This window comes from Undibacterium sp. TJN25, assembly GCF_049339885.1.
Taxonomy (GTDB): domain Bacteria; phylum Pseudomonadota; class Gammaproteobacteria; order Burkholderiales; family Burkholderiaceae_D; genus Undibacterium.
This window is the reverse complement of record NZ_JBMPPM010000001.1, coordinates 41,559-63,072: the sequence shown is the minus strand read 5'-3', so window position 1 is coordinate 63,072 and position 21,514 is coordinate 41,559. Positions and strand designations below refer to the sequence as shown.

22 protein-coding genes are annotated in these 21,514 nt (G+C 57.6%); 16 read left to right on the top strand and 6 right to left on the bottom strand.

The window, feature by feature from the left end; genetic code table 11:
• The first annotated feature begins 73 nt into the window (after nucleotides 1-73).
• The 14 genes from ACO0LO_RS00255 to ACO0LO_RS00190 all read left to right on the top strand — a co-directional run bounded on the left by ACO0LO_RS00255 (nucleotide 74) and on the right by ACO0LO_RS00190 (nucleotide 14,743).
• Nucleotides 74-1,252: an acetyl-CoA C-acyltransferase gene (locus ACO0LO_RS00255; protein ID WP_422962191.1), complete on the top strand. Its 1,179-nt coding sequence runs from the start codon at nucleotides 74-76 to the stop codon at nucleotides 1,250-1,252.
• 154 nt (nucleotides 1,253-1,406) lie between these two features.
• Nucleotides 1,407-3,224, top strand: coding sequence for an acyl-CoA dehydrogenase (locus ACO0LO_RS00250; RefSeq protein ID WP_422962190.1), 1,818 nt, complete (start codon nucleotides 1,407-1,409; stop codon nucleotides 3,222-3,224).
• Nucleotides 3,225-3,281: 57 nt separating this feature from the next.
• Nucleotides 3,282-4,073, top strand: a complete 792-nt coding sequence (locus ACO0LO_RS00245) for an SDR family oxidoreductase (RefSeq protein ID WP_422962189.1) — start codon at nucleotides 3,282-3,284, stop codon at nucleotides 4,071-4,073.
• A gap of 14 nt (nucleotides 4,074-4,087) precedes the next feature.
• On the top strand, nucleotides 4,088-4,546 hold the full coding sequence (locus tag ACO0LO_RS00240; RefSeq protein WP_422962188.1) for a PaaI family thioesterase: 459 nt from the start codon (nucleotides 4,088-4,090) through the stop codon (nucleotides 4,544-4,546).
• Nucleotides 4,547-4,690: 144 nt separating this feature from the next.
• On the top strand, nucleotides 4,691-5,689 hold the full coding sequence (locus tag ACO0LO_RS00235; RefSeq protein WP_422962187.1) for an NADP-dependent oxidoreductase: 999 nt from the start codon (nucleotides 4,691-4,693) through the stop codon (nucleotides 5,687-5,689).
• A gap of 9 nt (nucleotides 5,690-5,698) precedes the next feature.
• Nucleotides 5,699-6,631, top strand: a complete 933-nt coding sequence (locus ACO0LO_RS00230) for a glutathione S-transferase family protein (RefSeq protein WP_422962186.1) — start codon at nucleotides 5,699-5,701, stop codon at nucleotides 6,629-6,631.
• Nucleotides 6,632-6,705: 74 nt separating this feature from the next.
• Nucleotides 6,706-7,608, top strand: a complete 903-nt coding sequence (locus tag ACO0LO_RS00225; protein WP_422962185.1) for an SDR family oxidoreductase — start codon at nucleotides 6,706-6,708, stop codon at nucleotides 7,606-7,608.
• Nucleotides 7,609-7,706: 98 nt separating this feature from the next.
• Complete coding sequence (locus tag ACO0LO_RS00220) at nucleotides 7,707-8,603, top strand: alpha/beta fold hydrolase (protein WP_422962184.1); 897 nt, start codon at nucleotides 7,707-7,709, stop codon at nucleotides 8,601-8,603.
• Between the two features lie 3 nt (nucleotides 8,604-8,606).
• On the top strand, nucleotides 8,607-9,074 hold the full coding sequence (locus ACO0LO_RS00215; RefSeq protein ID WP_422962183.1) for an acyl-CoA thioesterase: 468 nt from the start codon (nucleotides 8,607-8,609) through the stop codon (nucleotides 9,072-9,074).
• The gene (locus tag ACO0LO_RS00210; RefSeq protein WP_422962182.1) at nucleotides 9,071-9,514 is read left to right on the top strand and encodes a GNAT family N-acetyltransferase; all 444 of its coding nucleotides are present in this window, start codon (nucleotides 9,071-9,073) and stop codon (nucleotides 9,512-9,514) included. Before ACO0LO_RS00215 ends, ACO0LO_RS00210 begins: the two co-directional genes overlap by 4 nt.
• Nucleotides 9,515-9,958: 444 nt before the next feature.
• Nucleotides 9,959-11,677, top strand: a complete 1,719-nt coding sequence (locus ACO0LO_RS00205; protein WP_422962181.1) for a methyl-accepting chemotaxis protein — start codon at nucleotides 9,959-9,961, stop codon at nucleotides 11,675-11,677.
• A 154-nt stretch (nucleotides 11,678-11,831) separates the two neighbouring features.
• Nucleotides 11,832-12,542: an adenylyl-sulfate kinase gene (gene cysC / locus ACO0LO_RS00200; protein ID WP_422962180.1), complete on the top strand. Its 711-nt coding sequence runs from the start codon at nucleotides 11,832-11,834 to the stop codon at nucleotides 12,540-12,542.
• 6 nt (nucleotides 12,543-12,548) lie between these two features.
• The gene (locus tag ACO0LO_RS00195; protein ID WP_422962179.1) at nucleotides 12,549-13,559 is read left to right on the top strand and encodes a hypothetical protein; all 1,011 of its coding nucleotides are present in this window, start codon (nucleotides 12,549-12,551) and stop codon (nucleotides 13,557-13,559) included.
• Nucleotides 13,560-13,618: 59 nt separating this feature from the next.
• Nucleotides 13,619-14,743 (top strand): sulfotransferase family protein, encoded by a 1,125-nt coding sequence (locus tag ACO0LO_RS00190; RefSeq protein WP_422962178.1) that lies wholly within the window; start codon nucleotides 13,619-13,621, stop codon nucleotides 14,741-14,743.
• Between the two features lie 12 nt (nucleotides 14,744-14,755).
• Here the strand turns inward: ACO0LO_RS00190 and ACO0LO_RS00185 are convergent, their stop codons facing one another.
• The 4 genes from ACO0LO_RS00185 to ACO0LO_RS00170 are packed head-to-tail and all read right to left on the bottom strand — an operon-like array spanning nucleotide 14,756 to nucleotide 17,857.
• A complete protein-coding gene (locus tag ACO0LO_RS00185) occupies nucleotides 14,756-15,070 on the bottom strand; it encodes an Mpo1-like protein (protein ID WP_422962177.1) in 315 nt (104 codons plus the stop codon).
• A gap of 42 nt (nucleotides 15,071-15,112) precedes the next feature.
• Complete coding sequence (locus ACO0LO_RS00180) at nucleotides 15,113-15,730, bottom strand: LysE family translocator (protein ID WP_422962176.1); 618 nt, start codon at nucleotides 15,728-15,730, stop codon at nucleotides 15,113-15,115.
• Between the two features lie 8 nt (nucleotides 15,731-15,738).
• Entirely contained in the window at nucleotides 15,739-16,545 is an 807-nt protein-coding gene (locus ACO0LO_RS00175; protein WP_422962175.1) for an alpha/beta fold hydrolase, read from the bottom strand.
• A 1-nt stretch (nucleotide 16,546) separates the two neighbouring features.
• On the bottom strand, nucleotides 16,547-17,857 hold the full coding sequence (locus tag ACO0LO_RS00170) for an O-acetylhomoserine aminocarboxypropyltransferase (RefSeq protein ID WP_422962174.1): 1,311 nt from the start codon (nucleotides 17,855-17,857) through the stop codon (nucleotides 16,547-16,549).
• Nucleotides 17,858-18,102: 245 nt separating this feature from the next.
• On the opposite strand from ACO0LO_RS00170, the gene ACO0LO_RS00165 reads away from it, so the two are divergent.
• Nucleotides 18,103-18,552 (top strand): CBS domain-containing protein, encoded by a 450-nt coding sequence (locus ACO0LO_RS00165; protein WP_422962173.1) that lies wholly within the window; start codon nucleotides 18,103-18,105, stop codon nucleotides 18,550-18,552.
• Between the two features lie 107 nt (nucleotides 18,553-18,659).
• Complete coding sequence (locus ACO0LO_RS00160; RefSeq protein WP_422962172.1) at nucleotides 18,660-19,655, top strand: NAD(P)/FAD-dependent oxidoreductase; 996 nt, start codon at nucleotides 18,660-18,662, stop codon at nucleotides 19,653-19,655.
• Nucleotides 19,656-19,822: 167 nt separating this feature from the next.
• Here ACO0LO_RS00160 and ACO0LO_RS00155 read toward each other — a convergent pair whose 3' ends face one another.
• Together ACO0LO_RS00155 and ACO0LO_RS00150 are read right to left on the bottom strand one after the other, a co-directional pair.
• A complete protein-coding gene (locus ACO0LO_RS00155; protein ID WP_422962171.1) occupies nucleotides 19,823-20,890 on the bottom strand; it encodes a S66 peptidase family protein in 1,068 nt (355 codons plus the stop codon).
• Nucleotides 20,891-20,992: 102 nt separating this feature from the next.
• Nucleotides 20,993-21,457: a hypothetical protein gene (locus ACO0LO_RS00150; RefSeq protein ID WP_422962170.1), complete on the bottom strand. Its 465-nt coding sequence runs from the start codon at nucleotides 21,455-21,457 to the stop codon at nucleotides 20,993-20,995.
• Nucleotides 21,458-21,514: the final 57 nt, after the last annotated feature.

The following is a 21,514-nucleotide window of genomic DNA, read 5'->3' as shown; positions in this document are numbered from 1 at the left end:
GGCCTGCAAGTGATTTACAGCGTGTTTTCAGCATCACCAATAAATTAACTTTACATCCATTAGGAGACAAAAAATGTCTGATGCAGTCATCGTATCCACCGCACGTACCGGCCTGGCAAAATCCTGGAAGGGCGCCTTTAACATGACGCATGGCGCGACCATGGGCGGCCACGTCCTGAGCGCCGCCATCGAGCGCGCCAAGATTGAAGCGGGCGAGATCGAGGACGTCATCATGGGCTGTGCAACACCGGAAGGCGCCACAGGCAGCAATATCGCCCGCCAGATCGCTTTGCGCGGCGGTTGCCCTGTCACTACCGCCGGCATGACCGTCAACCGTTTCTGCTCTTCCGGCCTGCAAACCATTGCCCTGGCTGCACAGCGCATCATCGCCGGTGAAGGCGATATCTATGCGGCAGGCGGTGTTGAATCCATCTCCTGCGTACAAAATGAAGCCAATTCCCACATGATCGTGGAAACCTGGCTGAAAGAACACAAGCCTGAAGTGTACTGGCCTATGCTGCAAACGGCGGAAACCGTTGCCAAGCGCTACAACATTGCGCGCGAGCGCCAGGATGAATACGGCGTGCAAAGCCAGCAGCGCGCTGCTGCCGCGCAGGCCGCAGGCCGGTTCAACGCAGAAATCGTGCCGATGACCACCATCATGGGCGTTGCCGATAAAGCGACAGGCATGCTGGTCACCAAGGAAGTAACTATTTCCGCCGATGAAGGCATTCGTGCTGACACGACCTACGAAGGCGTTTCCAAAATCCGTAGTGCGGTGCCGGGCGGTGTCATTTCTGCCGGCAATGCCAGCCAGTTCTCGGATGGCGCTTCGGTTGCCATCCTGATGAACAGCAAATTGGCAGAAGCCAAAGGCCTGCAGCCTTTGGGCATTTTCCGCGGCTTCGCGATTGCCGGCTGCGAACCGGATGAAATGGGCATAGGCCCGGTCTTTGCGATTCCCAAGCTGCTCAAAAAAGCCGGCCTGAAAGTCGAAGACATCGGCCTGTGGGAACTGAATGAAGCGTTTGCGGTGCAGGTATTGTATTGCGCCGACAAGCTGGGCATCCCTATGGACAAGCTGAACGTCAACGGCGGCGCCATTGCGGTGGGCCATCCTTACGGCGTATCGGGCGCGCGCCTGACCGGCCATGCGCTGATCGAAGGCAAGCGCCGCGGTGCGAAATACGTGGTTGTCACCATGTGTATCGGCGGCGGACAGGGCGCGGCAGGCTTGTTTGAAGTAGTCTGATCACCTGATCGATAGAGAGAACACTTCCGGCGGCAAGCCGGAAGCCATGGCCGGCGAGGTGCTACCGCACCTGTGCCGGCCGGGTTGGGCGCCTTGAGCCTGAATTTGCGGCGCGCCTTGCATTCCGAATATCCTCACCCTATTGAGCAGCTCTATGCAATCAAAAATCATCCCCAGGCGCGATCTCGATTTTTTGCTGTACGAATGGCTGAATGTCGAATCCCTGACCGAACGTCCCCGTTTTTCCGATCATAGCCGCGAAACCTTCAACGCTGCGATGGACACCTGCGAGCAGATTGCCACCGACCTGTTTGCGCCGCATAACAAGAAGAACGACCAGAACGAACCGCATTTCGATGGCGAAGTCGTGCATATCATTCCCGAAGTCAAGACCGCGCTGAACGCATTTTGCGAAGCGGGCCTGATGGCGGCCGGGCAGGATTTTGATGTCGGCGGCATGCAGCTGCCTTGCGTCGTTGAAAAAGCCGGCTTTGCCTATTTCAAGGGCGCCAATGTCGGCACTTCTTCCTACCCTTTCCTGACCATAGGCAATGCCAACACGCTGATGAAGTGCGGCACGCCGGAACAGATAGCGCTGTTTGCCAAACCGATGCTGGAAGGCCGTTTTTTCGGCACCATGTGTTTGTCCGAGCCGCAGGCCGGTTCCAGCCTGTCCGATATCGTCACCCGTGCCGAACCGCAGCCCGACGGCAGCTACCGGCTGACCGGCAACAAGATGTGGATCTCCGCCGGCGAGCATGAATTGTCGGAAAATATCGTGCATCTGGTGCTGGCCAAGGTGCCGGATGAAAACGGCAAACTGATACCGGGCGTAAAGGGCATTTCGCTGTTCATCGTACCGAAAAAACTGGTGAATGCCGATGGTTCGCTGGGCGAACGCAATGACGTCGTGCTGGCGGGCCTGAACCACAAGATGGGTTATCGCGGCACCACCAACTGCCTGCTGAATTTCGGCGAAGGCAAGTTCAAGCCGCAGGGCAAGGCCGGCGCGATAGGCTATCTGGTAGGCACGGTGCACAAGGGCCTCGCCAATATGTTCCACATGATGAACGAGGCGCGCATAGGCGTGGGCCTGGGCGCCGTCATGCTGGGCTACACCGGCTACCTGCATTCGCTGGATTATGCACGCACCCGTCCGCAAGGCCGCGCCCCGCAAGCCAAGGATCCGGCAGCGCCACAACTGCCGATCATCGAGCACACCGATGTCAAGCGCATGCTGCTGGCGCAAAAGGCCTATGTGGAAGGCGGCCTGGCGCTGAACCTGTATTGCGCGCGCCTGGTCGATGAAGAGCGCAGCGGCCTGACGCCGGAAGCGCGCAAGCATGCATTGTTGCTGCTGGACATCCTGACGCCGGTCGCCAAATCCTGGCCTTCGCAATGGTGCCTGGAAGCGAATAACCTGGCGATACAGATACACGGCGGCTACGGTTATACACGTGAATACAATGTGGAACAGTTCTACCGCGACAACCGCCTGAATCCCATCCATGAAGGCACGCACGGCATACAGGGGCTGGACCTGCTGGGCCGTAAAGTGAGCATGCAGGACGGCGCGGCCTTCGAGGCGCTGGGTGCGGAAATCCACAAAACCATCGCCAAGGCGACGCTGGAGCCGCAACTGGCAGACTATGCTGCAGCGCTGGCAAAGGCCTTGCAGCGTATTGCAACGGTCACCAAGCAGCTGTATGCGGCGGGCGACCTGAACAAGACGCTGGCCAATGCCTCGCTGTATCTGGAGGCCTTCGGCCATACGGTTGTCGCATGGATATGGCTGGAGCAAGCCCTGCTGTCGCTGAATAAATCACAGCATCATGACGCCGATTTTTATGCCGGCAAGCTGCAGGCCTGCAAGTATTTCTTCCTTTGGGAATTGCCTAAGGTGCACCAGCAGCTGGACCTGCTGGCGACGATAGATACCACTACACTGGAAATGCAGGACGCCTGGTTTTAATATGGCATAAAAACATTGCACAAATCACGCATCTTGAAATCAACAACAGGAGACAACATGACAAATGTACGCACAGTAAAACAATTATTCGACCTGACGGGCAAGACCGCACTGATCACCGGCGGCTCGCGCGGCTTGGGTTTGCAGATGGCGGAAGCGTTGGGCGAGCAGGGCGCCAAAGTAGTGCTCTCTTCACGCAAGCAGGCGGATCTGGACGAAGCAGTCGCACACCTGAAAAGCCGTGGCATTGAAGCCAGCGCCATTGCCGCCGACCTGTCGCGCGAAGAGGCGATCAAGCCGCTGGTGGATGAAGCGCTGAAGCGCCTGGGCCATATCGATATCCTGATCAACAATGCCGGCGCCACCTGGGGCGCTCCCGCGGAAGACCACCCTGTGGAAGCCTGGGACAAGGTAATGAACCTGAACGTGCGCAGCATTTTCCTGGTCTCGCAGGAAGTGGGCAAGCGCTCGATGATACCGCGCAAGCAGGGCCGCATCATCAACATCGCCTCCATCGCCGGCCTGGCCGGCAACGGCCCCGGCACGATGAAAACCATTGCCTACAATACGTCCAAGGCTGCGGTCATCAACTTCACCCGCGCGCTAGCCGGCGAATGGGGCCCGTACGGTATTACCGTCAACGCCATCGCACCTGGATTTTTTCCTTCCAAGATGACCAAGGGTATCCTGGAACAACTGGGCGAGGAAAAACTGTCCAAGGATGCGCCGCTGCAGCGCATAGGCGATGATGAAGACTTGAAAGGCATCGCGATGCTGTTTGCCTCCGATGCTGGCAAGCACATCACCGGACAGACGCTGGCCGTGGACGGCGGTATTTCTGCTGTCTGAACGGGGCCGACGACATGAGCGATCCTAGCGGCCTTCCTCTTGCCCAGCCTACCCAGGTGCTGAACCCTTTCCTGCATGATCTGGGCGTGGAATTCCTTGAAATGGAAAACGGGCGCGCGCTGCTGGCGCTGGACCTGACGGAACGGCACATGAACAGCTGGCAAGTCACCCACGGCGGCGTCACGATGACGATGCTGGACGTGGTCATGGCCATGGCCGGCCGTTCGCTGTGCGATGACCTGAAGGGCGTTGTCACCGTGGAGATGAAGACCAGCTTTCTGCAGCCCGGCGGCGTGCCGGGTGGACGCATAGAGGCCAGGGGACATGCATTTCACCGGTCCTCGACAATGTGCTTCTGCGAAGGTGAAGTGTGGAACGGCGACAAGCTGATCGCCAAGGCCATGGGCACGTTCAAGTACCTGCGGCGCCTGAAGTCGGGAGAGAACATGAAGAAGCTTTACGGCAGCGATTGATTCGCTGCGTCACTGGAAATGCAGCCGCTAAAGCCGTCATCACTGCGATAGCCACAACTGCGGCAACAACTTGCGGAATGCAAAGGCAGCATGTGCCGGCATCCGCCTTCGATCTACTGCAACCTATAATGAAATTAGACCGTCATGACTGCTACTTATCAACGCATCGTTCTGGCATCACGCCCCAAGGGCGCTGTTGTTCCTGAAAACTTCCGCCTGGAGACAGTGCCGGTTCCCGAGCTGAAAGACGGCGAAGTGCTGATCCGCAATCACTACCTGTCGCTGGACCCTTACATGCGCGGACGCATGGAAGATGCGAAGAGCTATGCCGCGCCGCAGGCGATAGGCGAGACGATGATAGGCGGCACGGTAGGCGAAATTGTCGCTACCAAGAATCCCAAATTTGCAGTCGGCGACAAGGTGGTCGGCATGGCCGGCTGGTCCGAGATGGGCGTGTCCGATGGCGTCGCGCTGCGCAAGGTCGATACCACACACGTGCCGCTGTCGGCCTACCTGGGTTCGGTCGGCATGCCCGGCATGACGGCCTGGTACGGGCTGACGCAGATCATGCAGCCCAAAGCTGGCGAAACCATCGTCGTTTCGGCTGCCAGCGGCGCCGTAGGCAGCGTGGTAGGGCAACTGGCCAAGCAGCGCGGCTGCCGCGCAGTGGGCATAGCAGGCGGCGCGGACAAATGCGCCTACGTTGTCAATGAACTGGGCTTTGACGCCTGCATCGACTATAAGGCCGGCAACCTGAAGGCAGACCTGGCAGCGGCAACGCCAAATGGTATTGACGCCGTATTTGAAAACGTCGGCGGCGAAATTTTCGATGCGGCGCTGGAACGCATGAACCCGTTCGGCCGCATTGCCTTGTGTGGCATGATCGCCGGCTACGACGGCCAGCCTACCGTGATCAACAACGCCAGGGTGTTCCTGACGATGCGCCTGACGATGCGCGGCTTTATCGTGTCCGAACATCCTGAACTGTGGCCGCAGGGCCTGGGTGAACTGGGCACACTGGTCGCTACCGGCAAACTGAAGTTCCGCGAGTCGGTTGCGCCCGGCATCGCCGCCGCGCCGGAAGCTTTCATCGGCCTGCTGAAGGGCAAAAACTTCGGCAAGCAGTTGGTCAAGCTGGCTTAGGACGGAGCCATGTCAGACATCATCTTTCACCATTATCCGATTTCACCGTTTTCTGAAAAAATACGGCTGATCTTCGGCTTCAAGCAGCTTAAATGGAAGTCGGTGATGATTCCATCCATCCTGCCCAAGCCGGATGTGACGGCGCTGACCGGTGGCTACCGCCGCACGCCGGTGATGCAGATTGGCGCCGACATTTATTGCGACACCGCGCTGATCGCCGACGTACTGGAAAAACTGGCGCCGACGCCATCGCTGTATCCGGCGCCTGTCGCCGGGCTCAGCCGCACGCTGGCGCAGTGGGCCGATACGACGCTGTTCTGGACCGCGATTGCCTATACCTTCCAGCCCAGCGCCATATCCGGCATCCTGGGCGACGTCACGCCGGAGCAGATGAAAGCCTTCAGCGCGGACAGGGCGGCAATGCGCGCCAATGCGCCGCGCATGAGCCTGCCGGAAGCGACAGGGCAACTGAAAGAGTATTTGCGCCGCCTGGAAGATATGCTGGTCGGCGGCAGCAGCTTCCTGCTGGGCGAACAGGCCAGCATTGCCGATTTTTCCGTCTACCATGCATTGTGGTTTGCGCGGCGGGTGCCTGCAGTTGCCGGCATACTGGATGCCTATCCCAACCTGCTGGCATGGATGGACGGCATTGCAGCGTTCGGCCATCACCAGTTTGACAAAATGGGCAGCGAACAGGCGCTGGAAATCGCGCGCAGCGCTACGCCGGCCAATGCCGCGGAATATGCGTTTGTCGATACGCACGGCATCGCGCTGGGCGAGCGCGTATCGGTTATGCCGACCGACTATGCGCTGGACCCGGTAGTGGGCGAACTGGCGATTTGCAGCGACAACCAGATTGCGGTGCAACGCAGCGATGAGCGCGCCGGCGTGGTGCTGGTGCATTTCCCTCGCGTGGGCTTTCAGATGAAGCGTGCGGACTAAGCTGGACTAATGCGCTGATATAGAACATTGATAGAACATTGACATACGATCGATAAAACAAGACCGGAGACAAGATGAAGAATTTCAAGGACAGGGTAGCGGTAATTACAGGCGGCGCCAGCGGTTTTGGCCGTGAATTCGCGAATATCGGCGCCAGGCTGGGCATGAAACTGGTGCTGGCCGATGTGCAGCAGGATGCGCTGGACAAAGCCAAGGCCGAACTTGAGGCGCAGGGTGCCCAGGTGCTGGCAATGCGTTGCGACGTGCGCCATGCCGCTGAAGTGCAGGCGCTGGCGGACGCCACGATGCAGCGCTTTGGCGCCGTACATCTGGTCTTCAATAATGCAGGCGTCGGTTCCGGCGGCCTGGTCTGGGAAAATACCCAGGCCGACTGGGAATGGGTGTTGGGCGTGAACCTGTGGGGTGTGATCCACGGCGTACGCATTTTTACCAACCTGATGCTGCAATGCGCGAAGAGCGACCCCGACTTCGAAGGCCATATTGTCAATACTGCATCGATGGCCGGGCTGCTGAATGCGCCCACAATGGGTGTGTACAACGTGTCCAAGCATGCAGTGGTATCGCTGTCCGAAACCTTGTACCAGGATCTGGATTTGGTGCAGGCGCCGATAGGCGCATCGGTGCTGTGCCCTTACTTCGTGCCTACCGGCATCAGCCAGTCGCAGCGTAACCGTCCGGATGACGTTGCAGCGACCGCGCCGACCGCCAGCCAGCGCGCCGCGCAGGCTATGTCGGACAAGGCAGTATCGTCAGGCAAGGTCACTGCCGTGGAAGTGGCGGAAATGACTTTTAACGCGATACGCGACAAGCAGTTCTACATCTACTCGCATCCCGGTGCGCTGGGCAATGTGCAGGAAAGAATGGAGGCCATCATCACGCAGGCCAATCCGGGCGATCCTTATAAGGCCGCACCACATATCCGCGACATCCTGCGCGAAAAATTGAAGGCGGTATAAGCTGCTTCATTGGCATTCTTCACGCCAATATGTATCGATGGGCATGCGCTTGAGGCGATGCCCGTTCTCTTTGATTTGCTGTAAGGCTGAAAGAGCGCATGAGTACATCTATCCAATCGAACCAGTTTGCCTCCCTGTCCAACGGCACGCGCCTGCACTATGCAAGCGCTGGCCAGCCGGGGCAGCCACTGATACTGTTTGTCCATGGCTTCCCCGAGTTCTGGTATGAATGGTCGGCGCAGCTGACCGAGTTCGGTAAGGACCATTTTGCCGTGGCCCCTGATCTGCGGGGTTTCAACCTGTCCGACATGCCGGCCGACTTGTCGGCGTACAAGGCCAGGCATATCGTTGAAGACCTGCGCCTGCTGGCAGCGCAACTGGGCTACGACAAATTTACGCTGGTCGCCCACGACTGGGGCGGTGCCATTGCATGGAATTTCGCGATTGCCTTGCCGCAGCTGCTGCATAAGCTGATCATCATCAATTCGCCGCATCCCTACCTGTTCATGCAGGCGGTGGCGAACGATCCCGCACAAAAAGCCGCCAGCGAATACATGAACTGGTTGCGTGCCGAAGGCTCGGAAGCTGCGCTGGCAAAAGATGGTTTTGCGCGCATGGACGGTTTCTTCAGAGGTATGGGGCAGCCAAATGCGGAATGGTATGACGAGGCCACACGAGCAAAATACCATGAGTGCTGGTCACGCGGCCTGACCGGCGGCGTCAACTATTACCGTGCGTCGCCACTGCATCCTCCTACTGGCACCAACCAGGGGCCGCTGAAGCTGCAGCTGAAGCCCGAAGATTTTCATGTCAAGGTGCCGACGCGCGTAATCTGGGGCGAGAAAGACATGGCGCTTCCAGCCACTTTGCTGGATGGGCTGGACAGTTTTATTCCCGATTACCAACTGGTGCGTATTCCTGAAGGTACGCACTGGATCATCCATGAGCAGCCTGACAGGATCAACCGGCTGATCCGCGGTTTCATAGAAAGTTGATGCATGGCGCGTTCCGATTTTTCTTTTTTCCATTCGCTACGGGTGCGCTGGGCCGAAGTGGACATGCAGGCGATCGTATTCAATGGCCACTACCTGACGTATTTCGACGTTGCCTTTACCGAGTACTGGCGCGCGACCGGCCTGCCGAATGCGGTGGAGCAGGCGGCTGACGGCAAGGAAATGTTCGCCCGCAAGGCGACCATCGAATATATGGCGCCGGCCCGGTTCGACGATGTCCTGGATATAGGCGTGCGCTGTTCAGGCATAGGCCGCTCCTCGATACGCTTTGCCGTGGAGATTTTCCTTGGCGAGCAGCACCTGATTTCTGGAGAGCTGTCCTACGTGTACGCCGATACATCGGTGCGCAAGGGGGTTGCCCTGCCTGAGCGTTGGCGTGAGATAATCAGTGGTTTAGAAATTACCCGGCCTGAAAGTTTGTCCTCTGCGGCAAGCCCGGCCGTAAATGGATGATGAACTCAGATCTACATGTCACGCTGGGCGACTGGGCCAGCCTGGAAAAAGACGCACACGCAATTCGCTACGAGGTGTTTGTTGTCGAGCAAAAAATCCCTGCCGAGCTGGAATGGGACATCAAGGACGCCGAGTGCCTGCACGCAGTGGCGTATGATGCCCAGCACCAGGCGCTGGGCACCGGCCGCCTGCTGCCGGATGGGCATATAGGCCGCATGGCTGTCAGGCAGTCTGCACGCGGGCAAGGCGTGGGCGCGGCGATTTTACAGGCGCTGATGGAGCAGGCGCGTGTACGCGGCTACACCGATGTCAAACTGAATGCGCAGACCTCGGCAGAAGCCTTTTATGAGCGCAACGGTTTCATCCGGGAAGGCGATGTGTTTGAAGAGGCTGGCATCCCGCATCTGCACATGCAGCATCAGTTTCCTTCCGAACCCTGATTATTGTGGCCGGCGAGCGCTGCTTGCCGGCTAGCCTTTCTTTACCTCTGCATTATCATCTCCCGCTAGGCGACTGCTTGCCTGTATGTGCGCCGTACTTCCTTTGCATTAATGTCAACTCAACGTTTGATGTTCTGTTTCATTTTCCTGCCGCGTTGATAATGGTGCTTTCAGACATTATTTTTTGTTTCTTTTTCGTAAAAATTATTAATTTAACATCGTAATCAAATTTTTATATTAATAAAATGAATATATATATTTGAAATACAATTGTTGAGCTACTATTAAAATCGTCCCAGAGCCCATCGTCATCAAACTTTCCTTGCTAGCCTGAATTCATTTTTAGCAACATTGTGATACATACTATTGTTGAAAAAGACTTGCATTTAAGAAATATTTTTCATATCTTATTTTGTAATAACAAATACTAAAATGGAGAAAAGCATGAATATAGGGAGCATGAAAGTTTCTACCAGACTGACCGCAGGTTTCGGCCTTGTCCTTGCCTTATTGCTCACCGTAGTGCTTCTTTCATTAACTCGCATGTCGCAGATGCAGGGCCGCATGGAAGAGATTGCCAACGTCAATAATGTGCAGGCCAGCCTGGCGTCCACGATGTACCTGACAATTACCGAGCGCGCGTTGGCGCTACGCAACCTGATCCTGCTCAGCGACGACGGTGAAATCCAGATCGAAATCAACCGTATCAAGGCCCAGGCAAAAAAATATGCGGAAGCGGAGGAGAAGCTGAGCAAGATGCTGAGCCGCGATGGCAATGCCGGCTCCGAAATCAGCTTGTTCAACAATATCAAGGAACAGGCCGCACTCGCCGAACCTTTCATCGCCAAGGCAGCTGGCCTTGGCTTGCAAAAGAAAGGCGACGAGGCCTACAAGGTCTTGCGTTTTGAATTTCGTCCGGTGCAAAAAAAGTGGTGGGACCAGTTGAATGAATTCCTGAGTTCAGAAGACAAACAAAACAGTGAAGCCATACTCGAAGCAGAACGTGCCTATGCCAGCGCCCGCATTTCCGTGATTATCTTCGGTGCGATCGCCTTGCTGACCGGCGTCATTGCATCCTGGCTGATCACGCGCAGCTTGCTCAAGCAACTCGGCGGCGAACCCCAGTATGCGGCTGAAATTGCGGGACAGATCGCCGCCGGCGACCTGTCCGTGGATGTGGTCGTCGCCGATAATGACAAAACCAGCCTGCTGCATGCAATGAAGGAAATGCGCGACAGCCTGGTGAACATCGTCGGGCAGGTACGCACCGGCACAGACACGATTGCCACCGCTTCGGAGCAGATCGCATCCGGCAACCTGGATCTTTCATCCCGCACCGAGCAGCAGGCCGGCTCGCTGGAAGAAACGGCTTCGTCGATGGAGGAACTGACGTCGACCGTGAAACAGAATGCCGACAATGCACGCCAGGCTAACCAGTTGGCCGTGTCGGCGTCAGAAGTTGCGGTCAAGGGCGGCACCGTCGTGGCGGAGGTGATAGGCACGATGGGTTCCATCAATGATTCTTCCAAAAAAATCGTGGACATCATCGGTGTGATAGACGGCATTGCCTTCCAGACCAATATCCTGGCGCTGAACGCCGCGGTGGAAGCGGCCCGCGCCGGCGAACAGGGCAGGGGGTTCGCCGTAGTGGCATCCGAGGTGAGGAATCTCGCCCAGCGCTCGGCCCAGGCGGCAAAGGAAATCAAGGTGCTGATCAACGATTCCGTGCAGCAGGTGGATGCCGGCGCCAAACTGGTGGACCAGGCCGGCGCAACGATGCAGGATATCGTCAGCAGCATCAAGCGGGTGACCGACATCATGAATGAGATCATGTCTGCAACCTCGGAACAGACATCGGGCATAGAACAGATCAATGCGGCCATCATGCAGATGGACGATGTGACCCAGCAAAATGCGGCGCTGGTGGAAGAGGCGGCAGCGGCGGCCGGATCGCTGCAAACCCAGGCAAACAATCTTGCCCAGGTGGTCAGTACGTTCCGGCTGAAGGGCATGCAATATGGCGGCAATACGGCTTCCGCGGGAAGGGAAAACATCATTTCCATTGCAAAGAAGGTCAAGGCAACGGCGAGACCTGAAGTGAAACAGATTCGTCGCGTTGCCAACGCAAAGCAAAGCGGCGAACAGGACTGGGAAGAATTTTGAGGGAGTGGACTTCGGCAGCTTGCTGGAATCTGCCGATACTCTTTGATGCAATTCGTAACACCTGTAGTCTATGTTGGGTACTACTGTTCTTGCCTGGACAAATCGGCACCCAGGCAGCTGATATGACAAACATCGGCATTTTGTGGAGTAAAACATGTTTATAGCAGAGCAGGCGGAAGGCCTGACCCCGGCTGGGGACGGCACGTATTCCGTCCCGTGCGGCGATGTACAAGAAGCAGGCACGCGACCCGCAAGGAAAACGGAGGCGCTGACGCCCAATATCAGCTGGCATCCGGGCCTGGTTTCTTCGCAAGCCCGCCAGGCGGTATTGAAGCAGCGGCCCGTCACGGTCTGGCTGACAGGGCTGAGCGGCGCCGGTAAATCGACAATCGCCGGGGAACTGGAAAAAGAACTGCTCAGCCGCGGCCACTGCTGCTATGTGCTGGACGGCGACAACCTGCGGCACCACCTGAACCGGGATCTGGGATTTACCGCGGCCGACCGCCGGGAAAACATACGCCGCGCTGCAGAAGTGGCATACCTGATGAACGAGGCCGGGCTGATCGTCATTACCGCGATGATTTCCCCTTTCAGCGCGGACCGTCAGATGGCGGCCGATATCATAGGCGATGAGCGTTTTATTGAAGTCTACGTCAGCACCTCGACCGCCGCATGCGAAGCACGCGATCCAAAAGGACTGTACAAGCGGGCAAGGACCGGCGAGATCACTGAATTTACCGGTATTTCCTCGCCTTATGAGGCGCCGCAGTCGCCGGCGATGGAATTGAACACCGAGTTCATGCAAGTGGCTGAAGCCAGCAGCAAGTTATGCCACTATTTATCGGAGCGCTGTTTTGTCAGGTGATACCGCATGAGCATCAATAGGGAACACCTTGCTGCTCCAGGCGGAGCCGGCGATTTTGACGTTTTCAACGGTGATGCCGACGGCATCTGTGCGTTGCATCAGTTGCGGCTGGCCGAACCGCGCGCTGCGCAGTTGATTACCGGCGTCAAGCGTGACATCCAGCTATTATCGCGCCTGCTGTCTCCATCCGCCGGCGGGCAATACACCACCGGACGCATCACCGTACTCGACGTTTCCTTTGATTCCAATGTGGACGCGCTGAAATGCCTGTTGGAGCAGGGTATGGATGTCCGTTATTTTGACCATCATGCCGCGCGTTTGCAGTTCCACCATCCGCGGCTCAGCCTGCATTGGGATGAATCGCCGGATGTCTGCACGAGCATCCTGGTGGACCGTTATCTGCAAGGGCGCTTTCGTCTGTGGGCGGTCACGGCCGCGTATGGCGACAACCTGGGTCACGTTGCCGATGCGATGGCAGTAGAGGCAGGATTGCCTCAGACTGCGCGTGGGCAGCTGTGCGAGCTGGGCACGCTGCTGAACTACAACGCCTACGGCGAAACCCTGGCGGATCTGCATGTGCCGCCCGCGGAGCTGTACCGCGACCTTCATCAGTACGCTGAGCCTTTCGATTTTATTGCCGGCTCTGCCAACTTTGCTTTGCTCAAGCATGCCTATCTGCAGGATATGGGGCTGCTGGGAGACCTGCGTCCACAATGGGAGCAAAAGAACGGCGCCATTTACGTGTTGCCCAACCAGCCGTGGGCACGCCGTATATCCGGCTTGCTGGCCAACAAATTGCAGGTGGAATGCTGCGATAAATCGATTGCAGTATTGACGGAAAAACCGGACGGCTGCTTTGTCGTCAGCGTGCGTTCGGCTGCGCCCGAGCAAAAGGCCGCGCATGGCTTCTGCTCCTCTTTTGCGACCGGCGGCGGCCGGCAGGCAGCGGGCGGCATCAACTCCTTGCAGACCTGCGATGTGGATGCGTTTGCCGAAAGGTTTTTTTCTTATTTCTGAGTTTTGATTTCTGATTGTCTTGTTCACCCGGGGTACAACCCGTTACGGAGAATGTAAGCATGGAAACGTCGAAAACGAAAGATGATACTGAAGATACGCAAGCCGGCTCTGCCAGGAAACGCCCGCGGCCGGTGCTGATGATCCCGCTGCGCAGGTGCGGCAGCCACGCACTGCGGCTGCGCCTGAACAACAGCAGCGAATTCTATTCCCCGTATCCACTGCACATCGTCGATTTCATGCCATTGGTAGAACGTTACGGCGATCTGGCGGATGACAAGGCTTACTTCAAGCTGGTTGTGGATGTTGTCGGCCTGCAGGCAGCCAGCATGGTGAAGTGGAAGGATATCGTCTTCGATCCTGTGGAAATTTTCGAATTTTTGCGCGAGCAGCCGCGTAGCGTGCACAGAATACTGTGGGAACTGCTGTTGCGCAGCGGCGAGCGGCACCAAGCCCGCGTTGTCATGGACAAATCCCTGGACAGCGTGTTCTACGCCGATGAACTGATGGATCTGTTCCCAGACATGCTGTTCCTGAACGTGGTGCGCGACCCGAGGGCGCAGGTAGCGTCGATGAATCGCGCGATCATCCATGACTATGATTCCGGCTTGAATGCGATGGCATGGCTGGAGGCCCACAAGGCTTCCCGGTCGCTGATAGAGCGTTTCCCGGAACGGGTGCTGACGATACGGTATGAGGATTTCCTGAGTAATCAGGAGGCTGTGCTGAAAAGCATTTGCCAGTTCTTCGGCATTGCCTTCCTGCCGGAAATGCTGGATGTCGGTTGTTCGCAGGAAGCGCAGCAGATCTCGCGCATGTCGGCGTTATGGGAGTCGAATGCCTTTCCGCCGGTTGCGGCCAACAAGGACAAATTCAAACAGCAATTGAGCGCGGATGAGATAGAAACGATAGAGACCATTACTCAGGATTACATGCGCCTGTACGGCTATGAAATGATGAGCAAGGCGCAGGCGGATATTTCAGTAGGCGGGCTGCAGCTCGCGCGTGAAGAGTCTGCACAGGCCCGGCAGCTGGCATGGCAAACGCTGGAGAAAAATAACTACAAAGACTATGTGCTGCGGCGAGTCCGCGCGGATTACCTGGCCAGCCTGAGCCGTAACTTGCCTGAACTGGCCAGGCCTGCGCAGTTCAGCCGCGACACGACCGTCAAGCTGACAGTTGCCTGAGAGGCGGCTGGATTACGCCGGCTGGAAAGAAATTTTCCCGGTCAGTAATTGCCAGTACATCACCCAGTCTCCCATGAAGGAAAACAGCGGCTGCTTGAAGGAAGCCGGCCTGTTTTTTTCAAACATGAAATGCCCTATCCAGGCAAAGCCGTAGCCGCACACCGGCGCGGCCAGTAGCCACATTGCATTGCCGGTGACGAGCGCCAGCACGATGGTGCTCAGCACCAGGCTGGAGCCGACGAAATGCAGCTGGCGGCACGTACGGTTGGAATGTTCACTGAGGTAGAAGGGATAAAACTCGGCAAAGCGGGTGTATTTCTTGGTCATGGCTGTCTCCTTCTTGTTATGCCTTCGTGCGGGGCCATCCGACTACACGGCTGCAACCAGTATCCCTGCAGCCAATACCAGTGTACCGACTATTCTTTCGGTAATCACGCTATATCTGGGTTGCGTTGCCCAATGGCTGGCTTTGCTGGCCAGCATGCCGTAGCCCAGCAGGATAAAAAATTCCGGAATCATCGAACATGCCGCGAGTATGCTCATCTGCAGGCCCACTGGCTGATGCGGGTCGATGAACTGCGGCAAGATCGCCACAAACATCAGCAGCGTCTTGGGATTGGTCAGTTGCAGCATCAGCGCGTTCAGGTAGATGCGCCTGCCGCTTTGCGGCTTGCCTTCCAGCCTGGAAATGGTGATCGGTGACGGCCTGCCGAAAATCGCCGACAGGCCAAGATAAACCAGGTAGGCCGCGCCCAGCCATTTGATTGCCAGGAACAACGTCGGCGAAGCCAGGATCAGCGAGCCTATGCCGGTTGCCGATACCGCAAAATAAATTGCATTACCACTCAAAATTCCCAGCGTCACAAACAGCGACATGCGCCAGCCGCGAGAAATGCCGTATGCCACCACCATCATGACTGCCGGCCCGGGCGATAGCGACAGGGCTGCCTCTGTCGCCGTAAACAGCAGCCAGCTTTGCATCGTCATTGCCAAATCTATGCCCTCATAAAACTATATAGTGCCGCCAGCACGGCGTCCGGCTGCTCGGCCATCAGCGAATGCCCGCAGTTTTCCACCAGGCTGACCGTGGCATGCGGCATGGCCTTGGTCAGGGTGGCCGTTGCCTTGGGCGGCGTCATCATGTCTTTCTTCCCTAGCAGGAACAGTACGGGGCAGGAAACGGTCTGCGCTGCCTGCTCGCCATTGGCATACGCATTGCAGGCGGAAAAATCGGTATAGAACACTTTGGCGGGATTGATGGCCGAGATACGCTGCATCAGCCGCCGGCTGCCGCCCATCACATAAAAACCGGGGCCGGGAGCGGACGGTTTGTGCGCGATGCTGGTGTGTGACCAGATATTGACCATGTCGATCGCTGTCTGTTCCTCATCCCTGGCGGCGTTCAGCAGCGTATCCGACACTTTCATCGGATAGGCGGTGCCCACCATTGCCAGCTTGAGGATACGCTCCTTTGCCGCGCCGCAGGTTTCCAGCGCAACGAGCGAGCCCATGCTATGGCCGATGAGGCTGGCCTGCTGCACACCGGCAGCGTCCAGCAGCGCAAGCAGCCACGCAGACATCTGTTCAACGCTGCCCAGCGCTTCCCCCTTGCTGCGGCCGTGGCCCGGCAGGTCCACCGCCAGCACGTTGAAGCCGTGGTGCGTAAAATAGCGGGTTTGCAGTATCCATACAGAATGGTCGTTTTGCGCACCGTGGATGAAGACGACGGTCGGCTGCTCCGGGTTAAAAACTTTGCCGCCGGTATAGCAATAGGCTTCATGCCCTTGTACATTCAATAGCATGTCAGGCCCCTTTCTGTGCGGCTTTGAGACCACGCGCCAGATCTTCCAGCAGATCGTCTATATCTTCGAGGCCGACCGAAAGCCGCATCGTGCCTTCGGTAATGCCGGATGCCGCCAGCTGTTCGGCAGGCACACGGAAGTGGGTGGTGGAAGCAGGGTGGATGACCAGTGACTTGGCATCGCCGACGTTGGCCAGGTGGGAAAAAATATTGAGTGATTCCACAAAGCGCTGGCCGGCCGCACGGTTGCCCTTGATGCTGAATGAAAATACTGCCCCGCAGCCCTTGGGCAGCAGGGTTTTGGCCAGTTCATAGTCGGGATGGGATTCCAGTTCCGGGTAGGATACCGATTCCACTGCCGGATGCGCGACCAGGAACTCCACCACCTTGCGGGTGTTCTGCACATGCCTGTCCATGCGCAGGCCCAGGGTTTCTATGCCTTGCAGCACGGCAAACGCATTGTATGGGCTCATTACCGCGCCGAAATCGCGCAAGCCTTCGCGGCGCGCGCGCAGCGAAAAGGGCGCCACCGTGGACTCTTCGGAAAACACCATGCCGTGGAAGCCTTCATAGGGCTCGCACAGTTCGGCGAAGCGGCCCGTCTTGTCGTAGGCTTCCTGCCAGTTGAATGTGCCGCCGTCTACCAGCAGCCCGCCGATGGCAGTGCCGTGCCCACACAGGAACTTCGTCGCGGAATGGAACACCAGGTCTGCGCCGTGTTCGAAGGGTCGTAACAGGTAAGGTGTGGTAAAAGTGGAATCCAGCATCAATGGCAGGTAGTGTTCATGTGCGATTGCAGCAACTTCAGGAATATTCATCACATCCAGCCCTGGATTACCCAGGGTTTCACCAAACAGGACCTTGGTCGTGGGACGTATTGCCTGGCGCCAGGCGTCCAGGTCGCGCGGATCGACAAAGGTAGTTTCTATTCCGAAACGTTTCATCGTGTAGGCCAGCAGGTTTTGCGAGCCGCCGTATAGCGCGCGCGATGCGACTATGTGGGAGCCTGCGCCGGCAATAGTCGCCAGGCCCAGGTGCATGGCAGCCTGGCCGCTGGCGACCGCGATCCCGGCGACGCCGCCTTCCAGCGCGGCGATGCGCTCTTCCAGCACCGCATTGGTGGGATTGGAGATGCGCGAATAGACGTGGCCGGAGCGCTCCATGTTGAACAGCGACGCCGCATGGTCGGAATCCTTGAAGACGAATGACGAGGTCAGGTAGATAGGCGTGGCGCGCGCGCCGGTTGCCGGATCGGGTGCTGCGCCGGCGTGCAGTGACAGGGTGTCGAAGCCTGGGTAATGTGGACCGCTCATGATGATGTTATTCTCCTAATTGCAGTGCGCCAATGCTACCATTTATCGGCGCCTGTTTGACGATACGGCGTACAGGGGCTGCCAGGAAAACTTTTCGAAACACGTGTAATATTGTTGCATTGCCTGCCACATAGGCATACGCTAGTACCATGTTCCGGATGCCGCGCTAGATTTTTTCAGGTGCCTGGGATACATTGCAATGAATACCTATACTTATAAATATAATGACGACGCGAGGAGGAAACATGAAAGTCTCTGAAATTCTCCAGGTTAAGGGCAACATCCTGTTCACTGTAACGCCGGACACCCCAATTGTGGATGCCGTCAACGCGATGGAAGAAAAGGATATTGGCTCACTGGTAGTGATGGAATACGGCGACCTGGTCGGCATGCTGACCTTCCGTGAAGTCATCAAGGCCATCCATCAGAATAAAGGCTCGCTGGGCAGCGGCTTGGTGCGCAAGCACATGGATGATGCCCCGCTGACGGTCACGCCCGACACCGAAGTCAATGAAGTACGCCGCATGATGCTGGAAAAACATTCCCGCTATCTGCCGGTCATGAATGCCCGTACGCTGCTTGGCGTGATCTCGTTCTATGACGTTGCCAGGGCAGTGCTCGAAGCGCAGAGCTTTGAAAACAAAATGCTGAAAGCCTATATCCGGGATTGGCCGGTGGAAGAGAATGAAGAATAACCTGGCCCGCTCAGCTACCTGATGCCAGACAGATTCCGACAAAACCGCTCGCGGCGCGCAAGTGCCCGAGCGGTTTTTTGTTTCAACCCCATCCAGGATAAATCATCATGCATATAGCCATTGTAGGGGCAGGTATCTCAGGCCTGACTTGTGCGCGCCAGTTGCAGGCGCAAGGCCATCACGTCACCGTGTATGAAAAAAGCCACGGTGTCAGCGGGCGCATGAGCACGCGCCAGACCGAGCTGGGCGGCTTCGACCATGGCGCGCAGTACTTTACCGCCACCAGCGAGCGCTTCAGGAAAGAGAGCGGCGACTGGCGCAAGGTCGGCTGGATAACACAGTGGGAGGGTAAGCTCGCCAGCCTGGACGGCGGCGTCAGCAAAGCGGCCGGTAACGGCACTAAACGCTTTGTTCCCGTGCCGGGTATGAGTTCGCTGGGCAAGCATCTGGCGCACGGGCTGGACGTACGGCTGGAACAGCAGGTGATAGGCATGGAGCAGGCGGGTAAGCAGTGGCTGCTGTCCGTCAAGGCGGAAACCGTTCCCGTCAGCGCCACCGCCGGACCTTTCGATGCCGTGGTGCTGGCGCTGCCCGCCGACCAGGCCATCCCTTTGCTGCAACTGGCGCCGGCATTTGCCAAACAGGCGCAGAAGGCCAGGCTGGCGCCATGCTGGACGCTGATGCTGGGTTTTCAGTCCACGCTGGAACTGGAATACGACGGCGCCTGGGTTAACCATTCACGCCTGGGCTGGATCGCGCGCGACACCGCCAAGCCCTCGCATCGGGCCGGCGAGCGCTGGGTCTGCCATGCAACTGCGGCATGGAGCCTGAAGCATCTGGAAGACGATCCTGAGCGGGTGAAAGAAAAACTCAGCAAGGCTTTCCATGAGGCGACCGGCTCACATATCCAGCCTATCCACGCGGTCGTGCACCGCTGGCGCTATTCGCAGGCGGTAGAGCCGTTGGCGGAAGACTGCATGTGGAATGCCAAGCAACGCCTGGGCGTATGCGGCGACTGGTTTGCGGTCGGCCTGGAAGGCAGCGGCAGGATAGAGAATGCCTTCTTGAGCGGATTGGCGCTGGCAAAGGCGATTGCTGCCTGAGTTCGGCCCCGGTGGAAAAAGCGCGGCCCAGAATGTGCCTGCGGCAAGGACTGCCAGCGGCAGTCCGAAATGCACCCGTAGCATCAGCATCAGCAACGTGACACAGACGCAGATGACGATCGTGGCGGCATTGTGTTTCATGGGCCGGAGCGGTAAGGCAGTCCGGCCTACAACACTGCCGGATGCAGTAGCTGTATGCTGCCGGCGTCTGCATCGATTTCCACTTCGCCGCCGACGGGCACGGTAAATTTGCGTTTGATATGGCCTATCATTGCACCGCTGAAAACAGGGATGTTCAGCGGCAGGAAATAGTCGTCGAACACCTCATCCAGCGTCAGCGTGCCGTAGCCTTCGCCCGGTGTGCATTTGGTGAATTTACCCAGCACCACGCCGCGCACCTGTTGCAGTGCTCCTGCGAGGCGCAGTTGCGACAGCATGCGGTCTACGCGGTAGATGTATTCGTTGACCTCTTCAATGAACAGGATGGCGCCGCGGAAGTCTGGCCAGTAGGCAGAGCCCGCCAGCGATGTCAGCACGGCCAGGTTGCCGCCGACGAGCGTGCCGCGCGCGCGGCCGCCGCGCAGCGTGCGTATCCTGTCCTGCGTCTGCACCAGGTTATCGCCGCGTTCCTTGACGCCATCCGGGTTGCGCAGCAGAGCAGCTTCCGCATCCATGACTACTGAGCGGAAATGCGCGGTACTGAACTCATTCCATTCCGACGCGCCCATCGGCGAATGGAAGGTCACCAGCCCGGTCTGTACCTGTATCGCGTTGACGAGAGAAGTCAGGTCGCTGTAGCCGCCAAAGAATTTCGGGTGTTTGCGTATCAGCGCGTAGTCCAGTTTATCGACGATGCGGTTACAGCCGGAGCCGCCTGTCATGGCCAGGATGCCGTCCACACTGTCGTCGGCAAACATGCTGTTGATCGCATCTGCCCTTTGCGCGTCGGTGCCGCCAAAATGGCCGTAGCGCGAGCGCAGATAGGGGCTTGGCTTTACTTTGAAACCCAGCGCCTGCAGGGTCTCGATGGCGATGTCCACCGGCTCCCTTTCATACGTCGCTGCCGCCGGGCTGACGAGGCCTATGGTGTCGCCGGCTTTCAGTCGCCTGGGGTAAACGGGAGCAATACGGGATGATGGTGATGAGGCAGCGTGTGCTTGCGCGGAAGCGCCGCCCAAGGCGAGCGCACCGGCGGCGGCCAGGGTCTGGGCAAACTGACGGCGGGAAGAGGTCATGTTTTCTCAATAATTAGAATGATGGAGCAAAGCCGATGCGAGCGGCGATGCTGGACGGTAATATTCTAATTTACCAGAGAAATGGTGGAGCGATATTTTGTGCTATTCGCGGAAGGCTGCCATGAATTTATCGTAGCGTGGCCGGTCTTCGCTCTTCAGTTTCAACAGGTCTGCTTTGATGGCATCCAGCCTCGACGCAGCGCTATCCACTTTGGTCTGTTCTATTTCCTTGCGCAGTGCCAGCAACGCGTCCAATTTATCGATGTCTGCTTGCCGCAGGGATTTTTTGGTCTTCTTTTCCTGCTCGATCAGGATAGCAACGGCATCCATCAGTTTGCCCAGCTGGCGCCCGTAGCTGTCCTTGGCCAGGATTTTTCGTTCCGTGTCCGGCGAGCTGGAGTTTTGATCGGTCACGTTATACACGGTGCTGATACTCAGCGGCAGGATGGGCTGGTTCAGGGCCGAGATCAGCGGCGCAAAAAAAGACATGGGGTAGAACGGATTAAACACGCTTGATGGTGCCGCGTCCGGCGGCGATTTTTGGGATACGGTTCCGGTAGTAGCCATACATCCTCCATGCCATGCGTGGTCAGTCGAACGAAAAGACGTAGTAATTTAGTAATA

Coding starts and splice junctions, on each gene's coding strand:
- ACO0LO_RS00255 (WP_422962191.1), top strand. CDS start 74: ATGTCTGATGCAGTCATCGTATCCACCGCACGTACCGGCCTGGCAAAA.
- ACO0LO_RS00250 (WP_422962190.1), top strand. CDS start 1,407: ATGCAATCAAAAATCATCCCCAGGCGCGATCTCGATTTTTTGCTGTAC.
- ACO0LO_RS00245 (WP_422962189.1), top strand. CDS start 3,282: ATGACAAATGTACGCACAGTAAAACAATTATTCGACCTGACGGGCAAG.
- ACO0LO_RS00240 (WP_422962188.1), top strand. CDS start 4,088: ATGAGCGATCCTAGCGGCCTTCCTCTTGCCCAGCCTACCCAGGTGCTG.
- ACO0LO_RS00235 (WP_422962187.1), top strand. CDS start 4,691: ATGACTGCTACTTATCAACGCATCGTTCTGGCATCACGCCCCAAGGGC.
- ACO0LO_RS00230 (WP_422962186.1), top strand. CDS start 5,699: ATGTCAGACATCATCTTTCACCATTATCCGATTTCACCGTTTTCTGAA.
- ACO0LO_RS00225 (WP_422962185.1), top strand. CDS start 6,706: ATGAAGAATTTCAAGGACAGGGTAGCGGTAATTACAGGCGGCGCCAGC.
- ACO0LO_RS00220 (WP_422962184.1), top strand. CDS start 7,707: ATGAGTACATCTATCCAATCGAACCAGTTTGCCTCCCTGTCCAACGGC.
- ACO0LO_RS00215 (WP_422962183.1), top strand. CDS start 8,607: ATGGCGCGTTCCGATTTTTCTTTTTTCCATTCGCTACGGGTGCGCTGG.
- ACO0LO_RS00210 (WP_422962182.1), top strand. CDS start 9,071: ATGATGAACTCAGATCTACATGTCACGCTGGGCGACTGGGCCAGCCTG.
- ACO0LO_RS00205 (WP_422962181.1), top strand. CDS start 9,959: ATGAATATAGGGAGCATGAAAGTTTCTACCAGACTGACCGCAGGTTTC.
- cysC (WP_422962180.1), top strand. CDS start 11,832: ATGTTTATAGCAGAGCAGGCGGAAGGCCTGACCCCGGCTGGGGACGGC.
- ACO0LO_RS00195 (WP_422962179.1), top strand. CDS start 12,549: ATGAGCATCAATAGGGAACACCTTGCTGCTCCAGGCGGAGCCGGCGAT.
- ACO0LO_RS00190 (WP_422962178.1), top strand. CDS start 13,619: ATGGAAACGTCGAAAACGAAAGATGATACTGAAGATACGCAAGCCGGC.
- ACO0LO_RS00185 (WP_422962177.1), bottom strand. CDS start 15,070: ATGACCAAGAAATACACCCGCTTTGCCGAGTTTTATCCCTTCTACCTC.
- ACO0LO_RS00180 (WP_422962176.1), bottom strand. CDS start 15,730: ATGACGATGCAAAGCTGGCTGCTGTTTACGGCGACAGAGGCAGCCCTG.
- ACO0LO_RS00175 (WP_422962175.1), bottom strand. CDS start 16,545: ATGCTATTGAATGTACAAGGGCATGAAGCCTATTGCTATACCGGCGGC.
- ACO0LO_RS00170 (WP_422962174.1), bottom strand. CDS start 17,857: ATGAGCGGTCCACATTACCCAGGCTTCGACACCCTGTCACTGCACGCC.
- ACO0LO_RS00165 (WP_422962173.1), top strand. CDS start 18,103: ATGAAAGTCTCTGAAATTCTCCAGGTTAAGGGCAACATCCTGTTCACT.
- ACO0LO_RS00160 (WP_422962172.1), top strand. CDS start 18,660: ATGCATATAGCCATTGTAGGGGCAGGTATCTCAGGCCTGACTTGTGCG.
- ACO0LO_RS00155 (WP_422962171.1), bottom strand. CDS start 20,890: ATGACCTCTTCCCGCCGTCAGTTTGCCCAGACCCTGGCCGCCGCCGGT.
- ACO0LO_RS00150 (WP_422962170.1), bottom strand. CDS start 21,457: ATGGCTACTACCGGAACCGTATCCCAAAAATCGCCGCCGGACGCGGCA.